Source organism: Leptospira biflexa serovar Patoc strain 'Patoc 1 (Paris)', assembly GCF_000017685.1.
GTDB lineage: Bacteria > Spirochaetota > Leptospiria > Leptospirales > Leptospiraceae > Leptospira_A > Leptospira_A biflexa.
In genome coordinates this window covers 1087758-1107929 of sequence record NC_010602.1, presented here as the reverse complement: position 1 = coordinate 1107929, position 20172 = coordinate 1087758, and the positions used below count along the sequence as shown (strand labels likewise).

Annotated in this window: 21 protein-coding genes; 8 read left to right on the top strand and 13 right to left on the bottom strand. The window is 42.1% G+C overall.

What is annotated here, in order from left to right:
* Positions 1-22: 22 nt before the first annotated feature.
* The 3 genes from LEPBI_RS05235 to nirK form a co-directional block, all read right to left on the bottom strand.
* A complete protein-coding gene (locus tag LEPBI_RS05235) occupies positions 23-637 on the bottom strand; it encodes an SCO family protein (protein ID WP_226992886.1) in 615 nt (204 codons plus the stop codon).
* Positions 638-642: 5 nt separating this feature from the next.
* Positions 643-1428: a formylglycine-generating enzyme family protein gene (locus LEPBI_RS05230; protein ID WP_012476190.1), complete on the bottom strand. Its 786-nt coding sequence runs from the start codon at positions 1426-1428 to the stop codon at positions 643-645.
* A gap of 92 nt (positions 1429-1520) precedes the next feature.
* Complete coding sequence (gene nirK / locus LEPBI_RS05225; protein WP_012476189.1) at positions 1521-2915, bottom strand: copper-containing nitrite reductase; 1395 nt, start codon at positions 2913-2915, stop codon at positions 1521-1523.
* Between the two features lie 207 nt (positions 2916-3122).
* Between nirK and LEPBI_RS05220 the strand changes: the two genes are divergently transcribed.
* Entirely contained in the window at positions 3123-4883 is a 1761-nt protein-coding gene (locus LEPBI_RS05220) for a GAF domain-containing SpoIIE family protein phosphatase (protein ID WP_012388067.1), read from the top strand.
* 56 nt (positions 4884-4939) lie between these two features.
* Here LEPBI_RS05220 and LEPBI_RS05215 read toward each other — a convergent pair whose 3' ends face one another.
* From LEPBI_RS05215 to LEPBI_RS05200, 3 genes are all read right to left on the bottom strand, one after another.
* Positions 4940-5581 (bottom strand): hypothetical protein, encoded by a 642-nt coding sequence (locus LEPBI_RS05215; protein ID WP_012388066.1) that lies wholly within the window; start codon positions 5579-5581, stop codon positions 4940-4942.
* A gap of 77 nt (positions 5582-5658) precedes the next feature.
* Positions 5659-5904, bottom strand: a complete 246-nt coding sequence (locus LEPBI_RS18870) for a hypothetical protein (protein ID WP_226992885.1) — start codon at positions 5902-5904, stop codon at positions 5659-5661.
* A gap of 308 nt (positions 5905-6212) precedes the next feature.
* Positions 6213-6746, bottom strand: a complete 534-nt coding sequence (locus tag LEPBI_RS05200; protein WP_041769970.1) for a gamma carbonic anhydrase family protein — start codon at positions 6744-6746, stop codon at positions 6213-6215.
* 158 nt (positions 6747-6904) lie between these two features.
* On the opposite strand from LEPBI_RS05200, the gene odhB reads away from it, so the two are divergent.
* From odhB to LEPBI_RS05165, 7 genes are all read left to right on the top strand, one after another.
* Positions 6905-8137, top strand: a complete 1233-nt coding sequence (gene odhB / locus LEPBI_RS05195) for a 2-oxoglutarate dehydrogenase complex dihydrolipoyllysine-residue succinyltransferase (protein ID WP_012388063.1) — start codon at positions 6905-6907, stop codon at positions 8135-8137.
* Positions 8138-8144: 7 nt separating this feature from the next.
* A complete protein-coding gene (gene lpdA / locus LEPBI_RS05190) occupies positions 8145-9551 on the top strand; it encodes a dihydrolipoyl dehydrogenase (RefSeq protein WP_012388062.1) in 1407 nt (468 codons plus the stop codon).
* Between the two features lie 34 nt (positions 9552-9585).
* A complete protein-coding gene (locus LEPBI_RS05185) occupies positions 9586-12354 on the top strand; it encodes a 2-oxoglutarate dehydrogenase E1 component (protein WP_012388061.1) in 2769 nt (922 codons plus the stop codon).
* Between the two features lie 202 nt (positions 12355-12556).
* Positions 12557-13396 (top strand): hypothetical protein, encoded by an 840-nt coding sequence (locus tag LEPBI_RS05180; RefSeq protein WP_012476188.1) that lies wholly within the window; start codon positions 12557-12559, stop codon positions 13394-13396.
* Positions 13393-13710: a TRL-like family protein gene (locus tag LEPBI_RS05175; RefSeq protein WP_012388059.1), complete on the top strand. Its 318-nt coding sequence runs from the start codon at positions 13393-13395 to the stop codon at positions 13708-13710. Before LEPBI_RS05180 ends, LEPBI_RS05175 begins: the two co-directional genes overlap by 4 nt.
* A complete protein-coding gene (locus tag LEPBI_RS05170) occupies positions 13707-14033 on the top strand; it encodes a TRL-like family protein (RefSeq protein WP_012388058.1) in 327 nt (108 codons plus the stop codon). Before LEPBI_RS05175 ends, LEPBI_RS05170 begins: the two co-directional genes overlap by 4 nt.
* Positions 14011-14379 (top strand): TRL-like family protein, encoded by a 369-nt coding sequence (locus LEPBI_RS05165; RefSeq protein ID WP_012476187.1) that lies wholly within the window; start codon positions 14011-14013, stop codon positions 14377-14379. The genes LEPBI_RS05170 and LEPBI_RS05165 overlap by 23 nt, the downstream gene beginning before the upstream one ends.
* 4 nt (positions 14380-14383) lie before the next feature.
* Here the strand turns inward: LEPBI_RS05165 and LEPBI_RS05160 are convergent, their stop codons facing one another.
* The 7 genes from LEPBI_RS05160 to LEPBI_RS05130 all read right to left on the bottom strand — a co-directional run bounded on the left by LEPBI_RS05160 (position 14384) and on the right by LEPBI_RS05130 (position 20138).
* Positions 14384-15154 (bottom strand): hypothetical protein, encoded by a 771-nt coding sequence (locus LEPBI_RS05160; RefSeq protein ID WP_187148081.1) that lies wholly within the window; start codon positions 15152-15154, stop codon positions 14384-14386.
* Complete coding sequence (locus tag LEPBI_RS05155) at positions 15154-16275, bottom strand: DegT/DnrJ/EryC1/StrS aminotransferase family protein (RefSeq protein ID WP_012388055.1); 1122 nt, start codon at positions 16273-16275, stop codon at positions 15154-15156. Before LEPBI_RS05155 ends, LEPBI_RS05160 begins: the two co-directional genes overlap by 1 nt.
* 15 nt (positions 16276-16290) lie before the next feature.
* On the bottom strand, positions 16291-16713 hold the full coding sequence (locus LEPBI_RS05150; protein WP_012388054.1) for a hypothetical protein: 423 nt from the start codon (positions 16711-16713) through the stop codon (positions 16291-16293).
* Complete coding sequence (locus tag LEPBI_RS05145; RefSeq protein ID WP_012388053.1) at positions 16710-17654, bottom strand: PdxA family dehydrogenase; 945 nt, start codon at positions 17652-17654, stop codon at positions 16710-16712. The genes LEPBI_RS05150 and LEPBI_RS05145 overlap by 4 nt, the downstream gene beginning before the upstream one ends.
* Positions 17655-18095: a bactofilin family protein gene (locus LEPBI_RS05140; protein WP_012388052.1), complete on the bottom strand. Its 441-nt coding sequence runs from the start codon at positions 18093-18095 to the stop codon at positions 17655-17657.
* Between the two features lie 68 nt (positions 18096-18163).
* Positions 18164-18937, bottom strand: coding sequence for a hypothetical protein (locus LEPBI_RS05135; RefSeq protein ID WP_012388051.1), 774 nt, complete (start codon positions 18935-18937; stop codon positions 18164-18166).
* Position 18938: 1 nt separating this feature from the next.
* Positions 18939-20138 (bottom strand): LBF_1011 family protein, encoded by a 1200-nt coding sequence (locus LEPBI_RS05130; RefSeq protein WP_012388050.1) that lies wholly within the window; start codon positions 20136-20138, stop codon positions 18939-18941.
* Positions 20139-20172: the final 34 nt, after the last annotated feature.

Genomic DNA, 20172 nt, shown 5'->3' with positions numbered 1-20172 from the left:
AAATCTGCAAGATGGAAACAAATCAATTCATCGAAGCAAAGATTTTTACCATTTGTTCGGAATTCGTTCCGATCCCCTCGAATCGCGAAACATTGGTTCCATCTTTGTCAAATAAAGTGATCACTGCAGAATGATTGAATTCACCACTTGCCATTTTTTTATAATTGATCCCAAGGACAACGGACAACATTCGAACATCCTCTTCCTTTCCATTGAGTAAGGTCCAATTTTGGCCAAGTCCCATTTTCTTTTTATAGTCCTTTAAAATCTCTGGTTTGTCTTTTTCAGAATCAAAACTTACCAGTATAACATTGGGGGCTTTACCCGTTTCAGATTGGATTTTTTTTGCCACTTGTTCCAAGTCAGTGACTAACCTAGGACAGATGGAGATACAAGACGCATAAAACATACTGATGAGAAATGGTTTTCCTTTCCAGTTGGCGAAACTGACTACTTTTCCATCTTCTGTCGACCATTGGTTTTTTAATTCCATTAAACTACCACTTGCCGGTTCACTTGCGGCGAGTAAAGGTTCGTGTTCATGGTGGTGGCTCGAACTTGAATTGTGATCATCACAAGTGAAAGAAAAAAATCCTAAAAGTAGGATCAAAGTGGATATAAAAAATTTTGAATTCATAAAAATCATAAAGAACCTTCCTTACTATTTTGGTCAGCCACACATCGAAATCCTAAATACTTCGCAGTGTACCAACCTTTTAAACCTGCACGGTAACCATAACGCATATAAGAAGCATAATTGGTAAAATCGTTCGCTTTGAGAGAACCACCTCCACAAAAAAGACTACTTTCAATATCAGAATCTTGCCTAGAATCACCGGTGACAGATGAGTTGTTAAAATCATACACCCATTCCCAAATGATTCCATGTTGGTCATACACACCTAACTTATTTTTGTAATTTCCAACCTTTGGCAAAACTTCTGGTCTTCGTTCCCCATACCATTTTAAGATCACGGCTTCGATCTCTTTTTTGTTTTTTCCTTGGGGTGGAATACTTGCTACATACTCCCACTCGGCTTCTGTAGGCAATCGTTTCCCCTTAGATTCACAATATGCCTTTGCAGCAAACCAAGAAATATAGGTAACAGGCGATAATCGATCTTTTTCTTTTGGTTTCCCATCCTTCCAATCGGAAAGGTAACCTGCATCTACAAACAAAGAGGATGGTTTTCCTTTTTTCCAATCGGGGTGCTTTAAAGTGAATTCATAAAACTCTCCCTGTGTGACAGGGTAAACATCCATAAAAAAACCATTTACCTTGATCTCACTATTGATCTTCAATGAATCGTCTTTTAAAAATGGTTTCCATTTCCCCGAAGGGATTCTCACCATTTCCGAATACAAAGTGAACGAAGTCAAAAAAAAGAGAACCAAAGCATAGTTCCAGGATGGGGAAAATCGAATCATATTCGTCACCTAATGACCTTTCTTTGGATTCACAAACAAAACCAAAAACAAACTCTCGAATACCTTTAGTTTCTCGAATGGAGAAATGTACATTACTTCACTTCTTGTTCTGTCACCATGATCCCTTTGTTTCCCCATTGGTTGTATACATAACTGAGCACACTTGCGATCTCTTCGTTAGAGAGTTCTAAATGTGGCATCACGTTATTGTATTTTTGGCCATTCACGGTGATGGGACCACTCAAACCTTTTTTCAGCACTTGGATGGCGCGATTTTTATCTGCATTTAGATAATCTGATTTGGCAAGTGGTGGGAATACACCTTGCACACCTTGCCCTTCTTTCATATGGCAAGCAGAACAAACGGATTGGTAAACACGTGCTCCATTCGCCAAAATTTCTTCCTTCGATTTGGTTGTTGCCTTCGGTTTGACTTCGGTGACCATACGTTGGATCGCTGGACCTTCTGGTAAATACACAGTATCTTCTTGTTTTCCAGAATAGACGTTTGGATTTTGTTCCCCTTCTACTTTTAACATACCAAGCGAACCTTTGTTAAATGTGCGAAAGATCGAGTGGTCTACTAATATTAGAGTTCCTGGGACATCAACTGTGAAATCAACGATAGCGGAACCACCAGCAGGGATGAGAGTGGTTTGTACATTTTTTTGATTGGCCAATACTCCACCTTCGGTGTAAACAGAATCAAATATTTCACCAATCACATGGAAGCTGGAAACCAAATTGGGACCACCATTCCCAACATACAATCGAACTTTTTCTCCCACTTTTGCAGTGATGGCTCGTTCCTCTACCAATGATCCAACAGAACCATTAAAAACTACATAATCAGGAATTTCTGTGATCGCCTTTTCCATGCTAAATGGCTGAAGACCAGGTTCCCCATTTCTGCCTTTGGTATAAAACTCACTTTGGACCACATAGTATTCCTTATCCACTTTGGGAAGGTCGTCTTTTGGTTGCACATAAATAAGTCCATACATCCCGTTGGCGATGTGCATTCCCACGGGAGACGTGGCGCAGTGGTAGATATAAAGTCCGGGATTCAGAGCCTTAAAGGAAAATTTGGAAGCATGGCCTGGGATTGTGAGGGAAGCCGCGGCCCCACCACCTTGCCCTGTCACAGCGTGCAAATCAATGTTATGTGGCATTTTGCTTGTGGGGTGGTTTTTTAAGTGGAACTCAACATTGTCCCCTTCTCTCACTCGGATCATAGGGCCTGGCACTGAGCCTCCAAATGTCCAAAACGTATACTCCACTCCATCGGCAAGGCGACCAACAACTTCCACAGTTTCCATATTCACAACCACCTTTGCCTCGTTTGTTCGATCGATATGTGGAGGGACTTCAGGTGCATAAGTGAGTTTTGCTTCTTCCACAGTTTCTTTTCCGCAATTGACAAAAGCGACAAGTAGGAATGAAAGGAAAAGAAAGAGGACAATTTGTTTTGTTTTGATTGGATTCATATTGTTTACCATTTCCTAGAATCAAATAATACCACAGAATATGAATGCATCCATTGATGTAAGTCAATGGATTTGTATTTCTTGGATCAAAAAACACGGTGAAGGTGAAACGGTTCTTTTTTCCCTTTCCCTAAATCGGCCATAAAAAGACCAAAATTTCTAAATCGACGAAAGGGAATCCATTGGAAAGATTGGTTTGTTGCCTGTATGACCGATCCGCAAACTAGTCTTAGTAAATTCCGTAGCCTACTTCATATTTCATCGATTCTGAATGCAAATTTAGACCTGCACCAACTTCTCCCTCTCATCATGTTGTATTCCAAAGATTTGTTAGAGGCGGAGGCAAGTTCCTTATTCTTACTAGAAAACGATGAATTTTTGTATTGTGAAGTGGCCTTGGGAGAAAAAGGGGAAATCATCCAGGAATATGCACGTTTGGAATTTGGCGAAGGCATCGTAGGTATGGTTGCCAAAGAAAAAAAACCAATCGCACTCGAAGATGCCTACAAAGACCCAAGATTCAATCCGAGTATGGACAAACGTACGGGATTCAAAACCAAGTCTCTCATTTGTGTCCCTCTCTTTGTCGAAGAAAGGCTCATTGGAACACTTGAAGTCATCAACAAAACCAATGATCGAATTTTTAATGATGCCGATTTAGAATATTTGATTTCTCTATCAGAAGTTGCTGCCACAGCCATTCAAAATGCCAATACGAAAGATAGTTTGGACAAACGGATTTTAGAACTTTCCTTACTCTATGAATTTGAAAAACTATCGGTTTCCGAAAAAAGTTTAAATGAACTAGGAAAGTGGATGTTAAACCGAGTTTTGGAATACTTAGGGGCAAGCTCTGGAACCATCTACCTCGCAAACACAACCCAACAAGAGTTAGGTATTCTTGCGGCAAAAGGAATCCCGGAAGATGCGTATGACCAAATCAAAGTTCCTTTTGGAAAAGGGGTTTCGGGTTGGGTCGCTGAAAAAAAAGAAAGTTTACTCATCCATAATTTGGATATGGATCCAAGGTACAATCAACTTTCCCCATTTCGATTTGAATCCAAATCACTCATCTCAGCACCACTCATTTACCAAAACGAACTTTTGGGAGTGATTAGCATCAATAACAAACTCTCAGGGTATGCCTTCCAACATTCTGATTTAGACCTACTCACAAACATTGCAGCAAGACTCAGTAACACGATTAAAAATGCCCAACTCTTCCACCAAATTGTGGATACAGGAAAGGAGCTGAACCGTGCCAAAAACATCATGCAAAAAATCATGCCATCGGTTTTGCCAGAAACCAAAGAATTGAGTTATGGAGTCTCTCACATTCCACTCGAACAAGTGGGAGGTGATTTTTATGATGTCACAGAAATTGATGAATTTCAATATTCCATTTTGATTGCGGATATATCTGGACACGGACTTTCGGCTGCCGTACTTGCAGCGATGTCCCATATGGTTCTCAAAAATTTTGAACCCGATATCAAACTAAGTCCTTCTCTATTTTTAACCACACTCAATCATATGTTATTTGGGAAACTGGCAGGTAATTTCTTAACTGCATTTTATGGAATCATCAATTTAAAAGAAAATTCCATCCTCTGTGCCAATGCAGGCCACCATGCACCTTTTTTGATGAAAGGGACGAGTGCCGATGCCTCTGCTTTGGATGTGAAAGGAAAAATCCTTGGTCTCATTCCCGATCTCTATTATGAGGAAAAAAAGTTTTCGTTTGGATCCGGAGACCGTTTGGTATTGTATACCGACGGAATTACCGAACATATGTCAAAAGACCATAACAAACGTTATGACGATGAATTGTTCCAAAAGGCAATTATAAAAGGGAAATCAAAGTCAGCACAAGATTGTGCCAACTCACTCATCCAAGAAGCAAAAGACTATGTAAATTCCAATGAGTTTGCCGATGATGTGACGATCCTGATCGTCGATCGAAAATGAGATTCAGGATTCTCACTGCAGAGAGTCGAATTTCCCTCAAACGAATGGACTCATTTTTAAAGTTCGATGGATTCGTTCCCTTTGTTGCGTAAGGTTTCGAGAAGTTCTGGATTTTCCAAACAGTCTTTTGCCAAGTCTGCTTCAAAGACTTCGACTAACATCCGTAATGATACATTGGAAGTTTCGTAATTCACACCACCGTCTACGGAATCAGAAAATATCGGGAGAACGATATAAAAAGGGATCGTTAACCAAGAAATGATCCTTCTCCCTTGGATGGGATATGAGTAATCTCGGAAGATTTTTTTGTCTTCTCTGTCCATGAGAGTGAAGGTGACATTGGAATGGGTTTCCACAAATGAAGGGAAGATGCCAAGTGTCAGTAAAAACATGAGTGCCGAGATCCCTGCCGTTTCTGTACCGGTTTTCGTTGTATACGTGAGATTGAGTTTGGAAGAACGACTTAACTTAAAAAGTTTTGATTTTGCCAGTTCAAACTCCAAGGCCGGTGCATTGTACAAATTGGCTTTTGGTGTTTCTTCCACTCGGATGAGATGGAACCGAATTTTATCCCCAGCGATCTTGTCTAGGTCTGGAGCTTGTGTGTTCGTTTCGTTTGCGAGTGCAAAATAATGAAAATTACAGGAAATACAAAGTAAAAAAACAAAACTGAAAACCAATCGAACCATCAAATTCATATGTTAGGTTACTTTGCCAAAAGTGAAAGACTTCGGCAAGCGGATTTCCTTGGAATCATCACTTACTTGGGATCGGCTCAGTTCGAATACAGGGCACCCACACAAGTTCCGCAGATTTCGGAATCAGCGTTGGCAGATTTGGCTACCGCTACTCTGATTTTTTTTAGGTCCAACGTTTGGGATGATTTTTCCATTCTGTGTTTGGATGGGTCAAAGCCACAAGGGAAAGTGATCACTCCTCCCTTCTCTACTTGGATGTGGGCGAGTGTTACTGTTTCAAATCGGATGAGTGTATACAAATTTTGTCCTTTTGATTGATTCATTCAAATTTGATTCAGAAAACAAACGGATCAATCTTAAATTTACGATTCTAAAATTTTAAGTCATTCTTTTGGGTTTTCAGGCAGTCAGGCCTGTTGTTGGATTCACTTTTATTTCTTTGTTTGGCGAAACTATCAGTTTGGGATTCGAAAGACAAAACCTTCGGGACAGATACAAAAAATAAACTTAAGAATGTGTCAATCGGTTCGATTCAAAATGAAAACTGTATTCTCCCCGCACAAGGGGGAGTAGCGGAAATCCTGATCGCACCAAGCGATCAGATTGCAGCGGATCACCCGGTCCCTTTCTGTTAAGAAAGGGATGTGCCCCCGATCCCTTCACTCCGGTAGTTTTCTTTGTACTTCACATAATTGTTTGCGGTGCGCGTGATGATCTCTCGGTCTTTGTCTGTTATGTCTCGGATGATTTTCGCGGGGCTACCCATGATGAGAACCCCTGGTGGGATTTTTTTCCCTGGGGGAACAAGAGAACCTGCACCCACAAACGACCATTCGCCAATCTCGACATCGTCCATGATCATAGCCCCCATGCCCACAAAACTATGGTCCCGCAACACACAACCGTGGATGGTTGCATGGTGGCCGATGGATACATAATCTCCAATGGTGACAGGATACAAATCTCTTGCCACATGTACGAGGGTCATGTCTTGGATGTTCACATGTTTGCCAATCGTGATGGTATTTACGTCACCTCGTAACACACATTGGAACCAAATGGAAGACTCTTCGCCGATCGTAACCTTGCCCAATACGTCGGCAGAAGGTGCCACCCAGGAGCTTGGGTGGAGGGAAGGTGTGTGGCCTTGGAAAGAACGGATCATACTTGCAACTGATAAGGGATTCAACCGAAACTCAAGGCCTTTTCGTTTTTTCCGCTTGCGTTTTAACCTTTAAGTAAGTTACCGTAGTCTTAGATTCAAATGGGATCTCACTCCTCAAAAACGCTATTTTTCTCTAAAAACCTGCTAAGGAATATTTCATGGCAATAGAAATCAAAGTCCCCGAGATGGGGGAATCCGTAACCGAAGCGACCATCAGTGCTTGGACCAAAAAAGAAGGCGATGCCGTAAAAGTAGACGAAGTGCTCGCTATTTTAGAAACAGACAAAGTTTCATTAGAAATCCCTGCCCCGAGTTCCGGGGTTTTAAAATCCATTACCAAAAAGGTGGGGGATGTGGTGCATGTCCGAGACATCATGGGCATGATCGAAGAAGGGGCGGTCGCGGCAGCTCCTGTGAGTTCTGGAGGAGCGGCTCCTAAAGTTGAAACTCCAAGCGCACAACCTAACACGGGCAAAGTGAATGACGAACTCCCTCCTGCGGCGCGTAAACTCATCGAAGAAAATAAATTAGATGCCACAAAAATCACAGGCACGGGTCGAAACGGCCAAATCACAAAAGAAGATGTGATCCTTTTTATGGAAAAAGGTGGGGCAGGTTCTGTTGCTCCTTCCAAAACTTCTGCACCAAGTCCTGAGATTCCAAAAGCAGTAGTGGTTAGTGCAAACTCTGGACCAAGAGAAACAGTTGTACCAATGACAAAACTCCGCCAAACGATCGCTAACCGATTGGTGAATGCACAACACACAGCGGCCATCCTCACGACATTCAACGAAGTAGATATGTCACCGATCATGGAACTTCGCAATAAATACAAAGACAAGTTCAAAGAAACTCATGGTGTGGGTCTTGGTTTCATGTCTCTTTTCACAAAAGCAGCGGTGGCAGCCCTTAAGGCTTTCCCTGCGATCAATGCGGAAATTCGCGGAACAGACATTGTCTACAAAAACTACTACGACATCGGAGTGGCAGTGGGTGGACCGAAAGGACTTGTGGTTCCGATTGTTCGTAACGCCGACTTACTGAGCTTTGCTGGTGTGGAACAAGAGATCGCAAGGCTTGCGGGCAAAGTGAAAGACGGAAAAATTTCTTTGGAAGACATGGAAGGGGGAACCTTCTCTATCTCGAATGGTGGTGTGTATGGATCGATGATGTCGACACCGATACTCAACCCTCCTCAATCAGGAATCCTTGGGATGCACAACATCGTCAAACGCGCCGTCGTTGTGAACGATCAAATTGTGATCCGTCCGATGATGTATCTCGCACTTTCCTATGACCACCGCATTGTGGATGGAAAGGAAGCTGTGCAGTTCCTTGTGAAGATCAAAGAAATGGTAGAGGACCCAACGAGACTCCTCTTTGAGGTATAAGGATTTTATGGAACAATACGATATCATTGTGATTGGTGCAGGCCCTGGTGGGTATGTGGCGGCGGTTCGTGCCGCCCAACTAGGCAAAAAAGTAGCCATCATTGAAAAAAGAAAAACACTCGGTGGGACTTGCCTGAACGTAGGTTGTATCCCTTCCAAGGCTCTCCTCGATTCCTCTGAAGAATTCCATAAAACCAAACATAAGTTAGCGGACCATGGAATCTCTGTGAAAGATGTCAAAATTGATATCGCCAAAATGATGGCACGAAAAGACAAAGTGGTGAGTGAAGTGACATCGGGTGTTGACTACTTGATGAAAAAAAACAAAATCACTCGTTACTTGGGCCAAGCCAGTTTTGTTTCCAAAACCGAAGTTTCGATCACCGCAGACGATGGCAAAAAAGAATCCATTAGCGGAACGAACATCATCATCGCCACAGGTTCTACTCCCATTGAAATCCCACCACTCCCCGTGGATGGAAAAAACATTGTGACCTCTGACCATGCCATTGGGTTTGATTCCGTTCCCGAACACCTCATCATCGTGGGTGCAGGGGTCATCGGTTTGGAACTAGGCTCTGTTTGGTTACGACTTGGTGCCAAGGTCACCGTGGTGGAACTCATGCCACGGCTTTTCGGAACCGCTGACCAAGCGATGGCAAGCCTAGCGGAAAGATTATTAACACAGCAAGGGATTAACTTTCTCTTTGAAACCAAAGTGCACGGTGCGAAAGTGAAAGGGAAAAAAGTAGAAGTCGAAATCGAAGGCAAAGACGGAAAAAAATCCGTTCTCGAAGGAGACAAGGTACTTGTTTCCATTGGCCGACGCCCGAACACAGACGGACTCGGTGCCAAAGAAATTGGAATCGAGATGACAGACCGTGGTCGCGTCAAAGTAGAACCTAACAAATTCCAAACGAACATTCCGAATATTTATGCGATTGGTGACGTGGTGGACGGACCAATGCTTGCTCACAAAGCAGAAGACGAAGGGATTGCTGTAGCCGAACTCATTTGTGGTAAGTATGGCCATGTAAATTACAAAGCCATCCCTTGGATCGTCTACACTTGGCCAGAAGTGGCTTGGGTGGGACTTGGCGAAGAAGAACTAAAAGCCAAAGGGATCGAATACAAAGTGGGTAAGTACATGTTCAAACCCAATGCAAGAGCCAAAGCCATGAACGAAACCGATGGGCAAGTGAAAGTCCTCGCGGACAAAAAAACGGACAAACTTCTCGGCGTCTACATTGTCGGCCCTCGTGCATCTGACATGATTGCAGAAGCGGCGATTGCCTTTGAATTTGGTGCCAGTGCGGAAGACATTGCTCGTTCCACACATGCCCACCCCACTCTTTCCGAAGTCCTTCGGGAAGCGGCGATGGATGCTGATGCGAAATGGTCCATCCATTCGTAACCAAACAGTTGTTTTGTTGTTTTAGGGAGAATATATGACAACCGATCAGATGATGAGTTTATACGGCGATAACGTTGTATTATTGGAAGAGTATTACAAACAGTTCAAAGAAGATCCGTCTTCCTTAACCAAAGATTGGATTGATTTTTTCCAAGAATTGGAACGAACTTCCTTTTCGAACAATGGTTCGAATGGAGGTGGCTTTAATGGAAACGGGTATGTGAACTACACTTCCACCGAACACCGTAAAGACTCATCTTTAAGCGATTTTGGTATCATTAACTTACTCAATGCTTATAGAAGGCAAGGTCACTTAGCGGCAAACTTAGATCCACTTGGAATCAACAAACCAAACCGTGAATTCATTGACCTCAAAATCAAAGCCCTGAAAGAATCCGACCTCGATACAGAAGTGGATTCTGGGATCGCCAACCTTGGAAAAACAAAACTTAAAAACGTCATCGATTGGTTTGAAAAAACCTATTGTGGTTCGATTGGTTGTGAACACTATTACCTTGTCAATGATGAGGAACGGGAGTGGTTACAAAACAGAATGGAACCACTTGCCAATAACGATCCCATTAGCAAAAAGACCGCCTTACGTTTGTTTGAAAAATTATACCAAGCAGATAGTTTTGAAAACTTCCTCGCCAAAAAATTCGTAGGGAAAAAACGATTCTCTCTCGAAGGTGGGGAAACCATGATCCCAATGCTTGATACCCTTGTGGAAGAAGCGGGTGGTCATAAAATGGATGCCCTTGTGATTGGGATGGCACACAGAGGACGACTCAATGTACTGGTAAACATCATCCGTAAACCAGCAGGTCTTATCTTTGCAGAGTTTGAAGAAAAACTAAACCCAGGACAACTTGGGTATGCAGACGTAAAGTACCACCTTGGGTATTCCAACCATGTGATGACCCATTATGGAAAAGAAGTCAAACTCTCCCTTGCCTTTAACCCATCACACTTAGAAGCCGTAGACCCAGTGATCTTTGGATCCGTTCGTGCCCGCCAAGAAATGGCAAAGGACACGGACCGTTCTAAATTTATGCCTGTTGCCATCCATGGAGATGCAGCGTTTGCCGGCCAAGGGGTTGTTGCAGAAACTCTCAACATGATGAACCTGGAAGGGTATACTGTTGGCGGAACTTTTCACATCGTCATCAATAACCAAATTGGATTTACTACCCTTCCGAGTGAATCCAGATCAACTTTGTATGCGACTGACCTTGCCAAAGGATTCCAAGTTCCGATTTTCCATGTGAACGGAGATGACCCAGAAGCGGCATACCGCGTCACAAAACTCGCGTTAGAATACCGTCAAAAATTCAAAAAAGATGTGATCATCGATTTGATTTGTTACAGAAGGTTAGGTCATAACGAAACTGACGAACCGTCTTTCACACAACCTCAAATGTATGATATCATAAAGAAACATCCAAAAACGATATCCCTTTACGAACAAAGATTATTACAACGTGGTGACATCACTCCTGAAGAAATTCAGTTCATCAAAGATGGAATCGCACAAGGGTTGGAAGACTCTTTCCAACAAGCAAAAGAAAAAGACACTCGTATCACAGTGGATACTCTTGGTGGCGTTTGGTCAAGATACACAAAAGAACCACTTGATTCCGATGTGCACACAGAGCTCCTCCAACAACAATTAGGTGGGATTGTCAAAGCAGTGACCACTCTTCCAGAAGGGTATACGGCCAATCCAAAACACATCAAAGTATTGGAGGACCGTAAAAAAATGGGTGCTGGGGAACTTCCAATCGATTGGGGTTTCGCAGAAGCTCTTTCTTTTGGTTCCATTTTGGAGAATGGATTCCCGATCCGTTTGGGTGGACAAGATGCCCAAAGGGGAACCTTCTCTCATAGGCATGCCACTCTCTCTGATATTGTAAACGGGAAAAAACTCACCCTTCTCAATCACATCAGTGACAAACAGGCAAAGATCGAAATCGTCAACTCTTCCCTTTCTGAATACTCCTGCCTTGGATTTGAATATGGATTTTCTCTTGCGGATCCAAGTAGCCTTGTGATGTGGGAAGCGCAGTTTGGTGACTTTGCAAATAACGCACAGGTAATCTTTGACCAGTTCATTTCCAGTTCGGAAATCAAATGGCAAAGGATGTCGGGGCTAGTTTGTTTACTCCCACATGGTTATGAAGGACAAGGTCCAGAACACTCGTCCGCACGTCTCGAACGATTCTTGCAACTTTGTGCTCTTGACAATATCCAAGTGGCAAACCTCACCACACCTGCCCAGTACTTCCATATCCTACGGCGCCAAATCTTACAAAGTTTTAGAAAACCGCTCATCATCATGACTCCGAAGTCCCTACTTCGTTTGAAAGATGCGGCTTCGAGTTTGGAAGACATCACAACAGGTGCATTCAAAAAGATCTTACCAGACCCAGTCGCAAAACCAGAAAAAGTAGAAAAATTACTCTTCTGCTCGGGAAAAGTTTACTATGACTTACGTAAGGCGATTGATAACCAAAAACTGGAAAACGTAGCAGTCGTTCGCATCGAACAACTTTATCCTTTTCCAGAAAACCATATCAAACAAATGATCACAAGTTACGGAAAACTTAAAAAATTTGTTTGGGTTCAGGAAGAACCAAAAAACCAAGGTGCTTGGTTTTTTGTGAGAGATCGAATCGAAGCGTTGATGCCGGAAAACAAACGCCTGCACTATGCAGGTCGCTCAGAATTCCCAAGCCCTGCTTGTGGACACGTGGTCACTCACTTAAAGGAACAAGAAGATTTAGTGAAGGACGCTCTGTCTTAAAGTCTAACAACAATCGATTCATTGAATCATAGGACTATTTGTAGCTGACTACAGATAGTTCTTTTTTGTCTGATTGTTTTGTGACAATCAAAAACCCTAAGGAAATTTTTGGGGTTTTTGATTCGATTTATCATCGCAAACATTTTTTATTTCCTACTCTTTTCCGTTGACACATGGACAAACACTTGTTAATTTTCTGGGAATGAAACGAAGGATTCTCTCGAAAAGAATATTACTCTCCATTTTAGCGATTTTGAATGTAATTTCTCCTTTATATTCACAAACACCCACACCAAGACTAGAGTATCCCATTGGATTTTACCAAGGTGGGTTTTATTTAAACCTCCAAGGGGGAGAAACCGTTTATACAGGCGGCAGTTTGCAAAAAAGAGAATCCTCTCTTCAAAATTCCATCAAAACACAAACCCAACTAGGTGTGATGCCAGTGCGTCTCCTCGGATCACTTTCTGTCCCACAAGTGATCCCCATTCCCGATGGCAAAGTGGAACCAGGAAGGACGGGTCGTGTATTTTTTGAATATGGTCTCACTGACCATTTAGGTATTTTGATTTCCTATGCTTCCAATTCCGTAAAAGGAGAAAGATCAGACCAATTCATTTACTCTGATAGGAACAGTGCGACAGGATTCACTCCGTATTTGGAATATGCGCCCACCAAATATACAGTATATAAAGACAAAGTGTATGGACTTGGACTCAATTATCATTTTTTAACCAAAAATAAATTTGATCCTTATATTGGACTCGAATTGGGACTCGTGAATTTTAGTGCCTCCTACAGGTCCACAGGTTATACCAACCTCTATTTACAAAGCCTGATGGCGCAAGGGACGGGTGTGAGTGGAAGGGCCGCTCTAGGGATCAACTACTACCTAACACCAGAATTTGGTTTTTCTTTTGAATTACATGGCATGAAACGAATGTTAAAGTCTAATTTATTTTCAAGTGAAACATTTGACCAAGTTGGATTCCAATTTGGTGTCATCTTCAATTTAGATAATATTAGCAAAGACCAAAGATGAAAAAGAATTCGATTCTTTCCCGAATTTTGATTTTGGCAATTGTATTGTTTTTTTTCCAGGACTGCCGATTGGGAGCATTGTATCGAGAGGACAATTATCCAGGAAAACTAGGAAAAGCAGATGGTTCTGTGGAAGGGAAAGCCTGTGCCTTTTCTTATTTGTATTTGGTTTCGACTGGAGATGCGAGTATTGAGGAAGCCAAACGTATTTCCAAAATCACAAAGATCAGATCCATCGATATCCAAGTGCATTCGATCCTCACCTTTGTCGTTGTACGACATTGCCTGATTATGACGGGGGAAATTGGAACATGAAACTGAAACCAATCATCTTACTTGCAACTTGTTTTTCTCTTTCATGTTTTTATGGAGAAGTTTACAAACCACTCCCTGGCCTACTCTACGCAAACATTCACTTTGATGGAGACTTTGATCCTGAAAACAATGTGAAAGAGGACATCGTTGCTTCTGGTTGTGTACAACATTTCCTCCGTTTGTATTCTTGGGGGAATGCAGGAGCCGGAAGTATCGCCAAAGAAAATGGGATCATCAAAATTTCGTACATCGACCACCACCTGGTCGAATTTATGTTTCTCTACGGGAAGTATTGCACTTATGTCCATGGCCAAAAGAATTAAGATCTTCATAATCCTATGTTTCGCTAGTGTAACTGCGGAATGTATTCCGGAATACCGGGTTCCTTTTGTTTCCCTAGTGATCAACGAAACTCATAGTTCGAGAGACGGATCACAAAATGGAAATCCAGGGATTGCAGGGAGCCTTGCAGAAGGGAGAGTCTTAAAGGTTGGCCGATCGTGCACCAGCTCCTATTTATACGTGAACATGTATTATTTCAAACGGGGTGGAAACATCCGAGATGCGGCTGAAAAAGCAGGGATTCAGAAAATCTCTGCTGTCGAATTTGCCAATAAAACTTTATTTGGAATTTTTAACGAAGACTGCGTACAAGTTTGGGGGGAGTGAAGATTCACTCTTTCTCTTCGGTAGAAACCAAAGATTCCAAATTCCCACTCAAAACTCCTTTGGATGATACCACGTCATAATCATATAAATGAAGTTTAGTGATTGTTTCTGGTGGTTTTTTTCGATTCAGTTTAGGTAAAGGATCAGGATTTTTCCCCAAAATCAAAGTTAGGTGGTTTTTCAAAGAATTGTAGAGAAGTTTTCGAAAGTGAAATCCGGTTGGCAAGATGGAAGACAATTGATTTGTTTCAGGATCAAAAAGAAAAACCAATTTGTGGTCTTTATAGTTTAAAACTCCATCGAGGTTACTATCCTCAGTCACAGCAAAAATCAATATTTTCTTTTCAATTTGTAATACATCTTCTTTTGGATCATCAATCGTATTCAAAACTGATTTTTTAGAAAATTCTCCAACAAAAAAATCCCAAATATAAACATCGTGCACAAAGAGTTTTTGGATTTTTCCATCTTTTAAATTGATGGAATACAAATTACGCGCATGGGATAAGATCCCATCTGGACCAAATCCTCCTGATTCCGTAACGAGTCCATGAGGGTAGATAAAGTATTGTTTCCAATAAATTTTACCATTCCCATCTTCTAAATCTAAACTGTCAGTTGGTTCGGGAGAGGTGTCTTTTTCTTTGGACTCTGGCGTTTCCACAGTCACTTCATACCCTCCATCGTATAGGCGCCAACTTTTAGACAAACTAAACGTTAACACCGCAAGGATGAGTAAAAAGAATAAAAAGACTCCTACCCGAAGTTTTTCCATCATTTACTAGCGTTATACGCTTTTATCGCACTCAACACTTCGTCCATTTCGGAGTTTGTCATATAAGCAAAGAGTGGGAAGTTGAGAACTGACTTGGAAATGCGACGAGCATGGCTGTCTTTTCCAAATCGTTCGACAAGATAAGGTTTCGCACCTGGTTGGTCTGACATTGCTCCAGGATAAATATTCCCAAAACCAATTCCTTTTTCTTTTAAGACAGCTTCGATTTTAGGTCGAACTTCAGGATCCACCAAAGTCACGTTACAATATCCATTTTCGTCATACCCTTTTGGTGGTTGGATCACTCCAATCCCAAGACCTGGTAATTCCTTATAATAGATGTTTTGCGAGGTTTTGCGAGATTCGATACGTTTCCCTAAGTGTTTTAGGGAAAGATTGAGAAAAGCAGCTTGTAAAGAATCAAGTCTTGAGTTCCAACCCACAAGTCCATGTTCGTAATGAGATGTCCTTCCGTGGTTCACAAGTCGTCTTGTCACAACCGATAACTCTTCATCGTTTGTGAATACAGCTCCACCGTCACCTGCAGCACCTAACACCTTCGCCGGATAAAAGGATGTGGTTGAGATGAGTGCTTCTTTGTAGAGGGAGTTTCCGTTGTGTTTGACACCAAAACATTGTGCCCCGTCTTCGATAAGGGCAACATTTTTTTCTTTGCAAAACTTTCGAAGTTCTTGAATCTTAGCTGTCCCCCATCCATAAAGATGCACAACAAGAGCCGCTTTTGGTTTTACTTTTTCCACTGCTTCTTGGAAGACTTGGAAATCCATTTGTAAATCCACAGGATTGGTATCCACAGTATAAGGATCCCCACCCACATTCACGACCGCTTCAAAAGTGGCCCAAAAGGTTGAATCGGGTAACAATACTTTGTCGCCACGACCCACACCCACTGCACGTAACGCCAGTTGTAAGGCATCGGTTCCATTGGCACAACCAATGGCATACTTGGTTTCGGCCCAAGTGGCAAGGTTTGTTTCTAAGTCAGTGACTTCGTTTCCGCCAATGAACTGCGCGTTTTCCGACATGGACTTTACTTTTTCATTCCAGGTGTCCAAAAATCCTGGTTCAAAACGTTTGATATCTATAAATGGAACTGCCATTGTTCGCCCTTTCTTTTACTTATTTGCAAATACTTGATGAAGCCATTCATTGAACTCTTTCGAATACAAAGTCCAAAGGAAAAATAAAGCCCAATACAGAACCGTCCCATAGGCAAGTGTTGGGATCAAGGTTTTACTGAGATTGTTGGATGCGGAATAATAAATTCTGATGAGAACAAGAGGCCATAAAAAAAACAAAAACACATATAGGGAATTTCCCATGGCAGAAATCCATTGTAAAACCTCGCCTTTCGGATTCTCTTTCCAGCGGGTGACCCCAAGCCAAAATTCGGGAAAAAACTGAACGAGGTAAAAACAAAACACGAGGAAAAAAAAGAACTTCCAATGAGGTTCTAAATCCCTTCGGAAAAAAGTGAGGAGGAGTCCCACAAACCAAATAAAAAGAACAGGAAAGGCAAGAGTTTCCAGAAGTGTCATATTGGTTTTGTTTTTCTCTCCACAAGTCGTTCTAAGCAGGAAATGAGTCCCGTAGGATCTGCGCATCCCTTCCCCGCAATCCCAAAGGCGGTTCCATGGTCTGGGGAAACACGAGTGAAATCCAGACCTAAGGTTATGTTCACACCCTTCTTTCCTTCAAGCAATTTAAATGGGATGAGACCTTGGTCATGGTAACCTGCTAAATACAAATCGTACGGTTTGGCATCTGGTAAAAAAGCGGAATCTGCAGAGAGAGGTCCTTCCAAGGATAATTTTGCCTTTCGCAAAATGGAAACTCCCTGCTTCAGGAGGGTCGTTTCTTCCTTCCCGATTTTTCCCCCTTCCCCTGCATGGGGGTTCAGTCCCAAATACCCAATCTTTGGATGGTGTAAATAAGGAGATTGGGTGATCGCCCGACCAAGTTCTTTCCAATTGAATTTGGTTAACTCGCGGACAACATCTTTTAAAGGGACATGGGTTGTCAGTGGGATCACGTTGAGTTTCTCTCCTGACATCATCATAAATGTAGGTCTCTTGTATGCATCCGCCAAAGTTTCTGTATGGCCTCGGAATCCGTTGATCCCTGCTTTCACCACCCACTCTTTCGAAAGTGGGAGGGTGATGAGGTCCGCACCAGTTTCTTTTTGCAGGTCGATGGCCGAAAGGAGTGAGTCATATGCCATTTTCCCGGAAGCTCGAGAAGGTTTTCCCAGTACAAAGGATTTGGATTTCCCACCTCCCTTCCAAGTGATGGAATAGAATCCTGGGGCATCGATGGGTGCAGTGAGATTGGGAAGGGAAGGAAGGGTTTGGTTGTGGGAACCTCGGATGAGATAAATGCGGTGCTCTTTTCCTAAGGATTGTAAGAGAGGGAAGGTTGATTCCAAAAGCTCATAATTGATACTCGTGGGATCCCCTTCCGAAATGAGGATGGTTTTCAATTATTCTTTGGCGTTTGGTTGTTTCCCAAAAATCTTTTCGACACTGAGAGAATCTTTGGAGTATTCCAATTCGATCAGGTCTTTGGCGCTATGTTTTAAGTCATTGGAAATCATACAACGACCTTCTAAAATCACCCCATTTTGGATGATGAGTTCTGGTGTTTTGATGTCCCCAAGGATTTTGGAAGTGGGTAGGAGCATCACGCGGTTTCTTGCCGTCACGTTCCCTACGATGATTCCTTCTACAATGACACTCGCCGCTGTGATATTGGTTTTGACCTTTCCTGTCACACCGATGTAGAGGTGTTCGGCTTGGAGGGATTTCCCCTCGAATTTACCGTCAATTTTTAATGATCCATTGATGAAAAATTTTCCATTGAAGTAAGAATTCTCACCAATTGTTGAGTTGGTAACTTCGGTCTGATTTTTGACTAATGCCATGCGTTTGCGAGTCCGTGTATGTGATTTTTCACAGTGTCCTCGTTCCCCCTAGGAATGAAAAGGTTTTTTTACCCTCGAAAAGACGGGAGGCGAATCAAATCACATGCCTCATCGGCAAATTCTTCAAATTCGCGGAGAGCTTCCATGATGGAACGACCTTCCAAAACTGTCGCTTTTTCAAAACGAGGGTTGAATTTGATCGGTTCTTCCATGTTCATGATGACATTATTTCCTTCTTTGATGTCACCATTCACAGCAAGTAGGAAGTCGCGGAACTTACCCAAAGTTTCAAAGGCTTCCGCAATGAAAATCCGAGATTGTTTGTTTTTCATACGGGAGAGCTGTTCACGAAACTCTTGTTTATCGGCAGCTGCATACTCTTCAATGGTTTCCACAAGGATTTTCATATTACGACGTAGGTTCTCCATGTATTTAAGAACGGAGTCACGTTCTGTGGCATGGGAATAATCAAATTTGATATGAGCATCACCAAGGATAGGGATGTATTCCAAATCCATAATATTAACAAGGGTTCCAATTTGGTTGATCTCACTGTCATTGGAGTTAGGTGAAATTTTCATCACCGGGTATTGAGATATGATTTTATGTTTGAGGCTTTCTGGGTTTTCTTCCCTTGTTTTGGCGTTTCGCATGGTTTGTTCCAAGTTGTCTGGAATTCCATCGGGGGACACTTCTTGCATCCTACGCCTATAACGTTCAATGTCAAACGCAACCCTTTCTTTTTGTAAGTCATTTTTTGCATTTCTTTCGATTTTCTCCAAATTCCTTAGCATTTTCTGCAATTTGGAGAGTTCCATGATTTGTTCTTGTGAAAGAGGCATCTTATTCCCAACCTTCAGGTAATGTGATGGATTGATTTCCGATTTCTAACGAACGTTTGATGGCAGAACTCATTTTTGTATCACCTTTGATTTGTAATACTCTCCAATACAAATTGAGAGCGAGAGGGAGGTGTTTGAGTCTACCTGACTTTTGGTATAATTTCAAAAAACCATCATATTCTTTTTTTACGAATTGAATACAAGCAAGTTGTAACGGGAGAAGATACGAATACGGTTTTAATTGATACAATGCATCCAATTCCCTTTCAAATCGTTCCCCTTCATTACGAAATCGAACCACTGTATCGATACAAGGATTGATCGAATGTGTGAGTTCATAACCAAATTCACTTCCACTGACCCAGTCCCCTCGGAGCTCTGTTTCCAAATCCGACTGGTATTTGTAAAATGATTCGTGTGGGAGGTATCGTTTTGCATACCGAAGGGCATAAAATGGTGGAATTTTTCCAAACGAAACATATTGGAATTTTTCTTTTTCCCAAGATTCCCATTCTTCATAAAACCCAATTAAAAATTTCCAAACACGAAAGGATTCGTTTTCGGGCAACAATCCAAGTTCAATGGCGTGAAACAAAACACCCGCAATTTGCCAGTGAGAATCGAGTAAACAGGAATCCACTAAGGCCTTAAAATCTATTTTCCCAAAATCCCCTTTTGCATACTCAACTAACATGTGCAATATGGAGTTTTCAAACGGAATTTCAGAATATTCCCAACCAAGGAGGGTTAAAAAACGATGGTTGTCAGCTGTTTGCCCAAAATAGTCTTTTGTCACAAGAACCCATTTCCGAAATTCGGAAATATTCCCTACATATAAAAATCCAAAACCGATGAGTTCCCAATCTTCCCTCTCCATCTCGTCGAATTCGCGATTTTGGCAAAGTTTCCAGATGGTTTCTAAACTCTCCTTGGGAAATGTGGAAGGAGATTGCAAAACAGGGTCATGGAAGCGAAAGCTGGCATCATTTTGCCCGAGAACAGAACAAAGGCTGAACCCCCCAGAGAAATCGGTCGATAGGTAAAAGAGATAGTTTGCAAATCGAGACTGGTTGCCTGAAAAAAAGGCACGAAGATCTGGCCATAACTCAGGAAGTGTGACTTTTTTAGGGTTTTCTTCCGTAGGGTGGAATTCGATTCTATATTCTGGCCAGCGCAGTTTGTATTCTGTTTGTGAGCTCATAAGGAGGGGGACCTTCCCTCTCTAAATTCGTAAT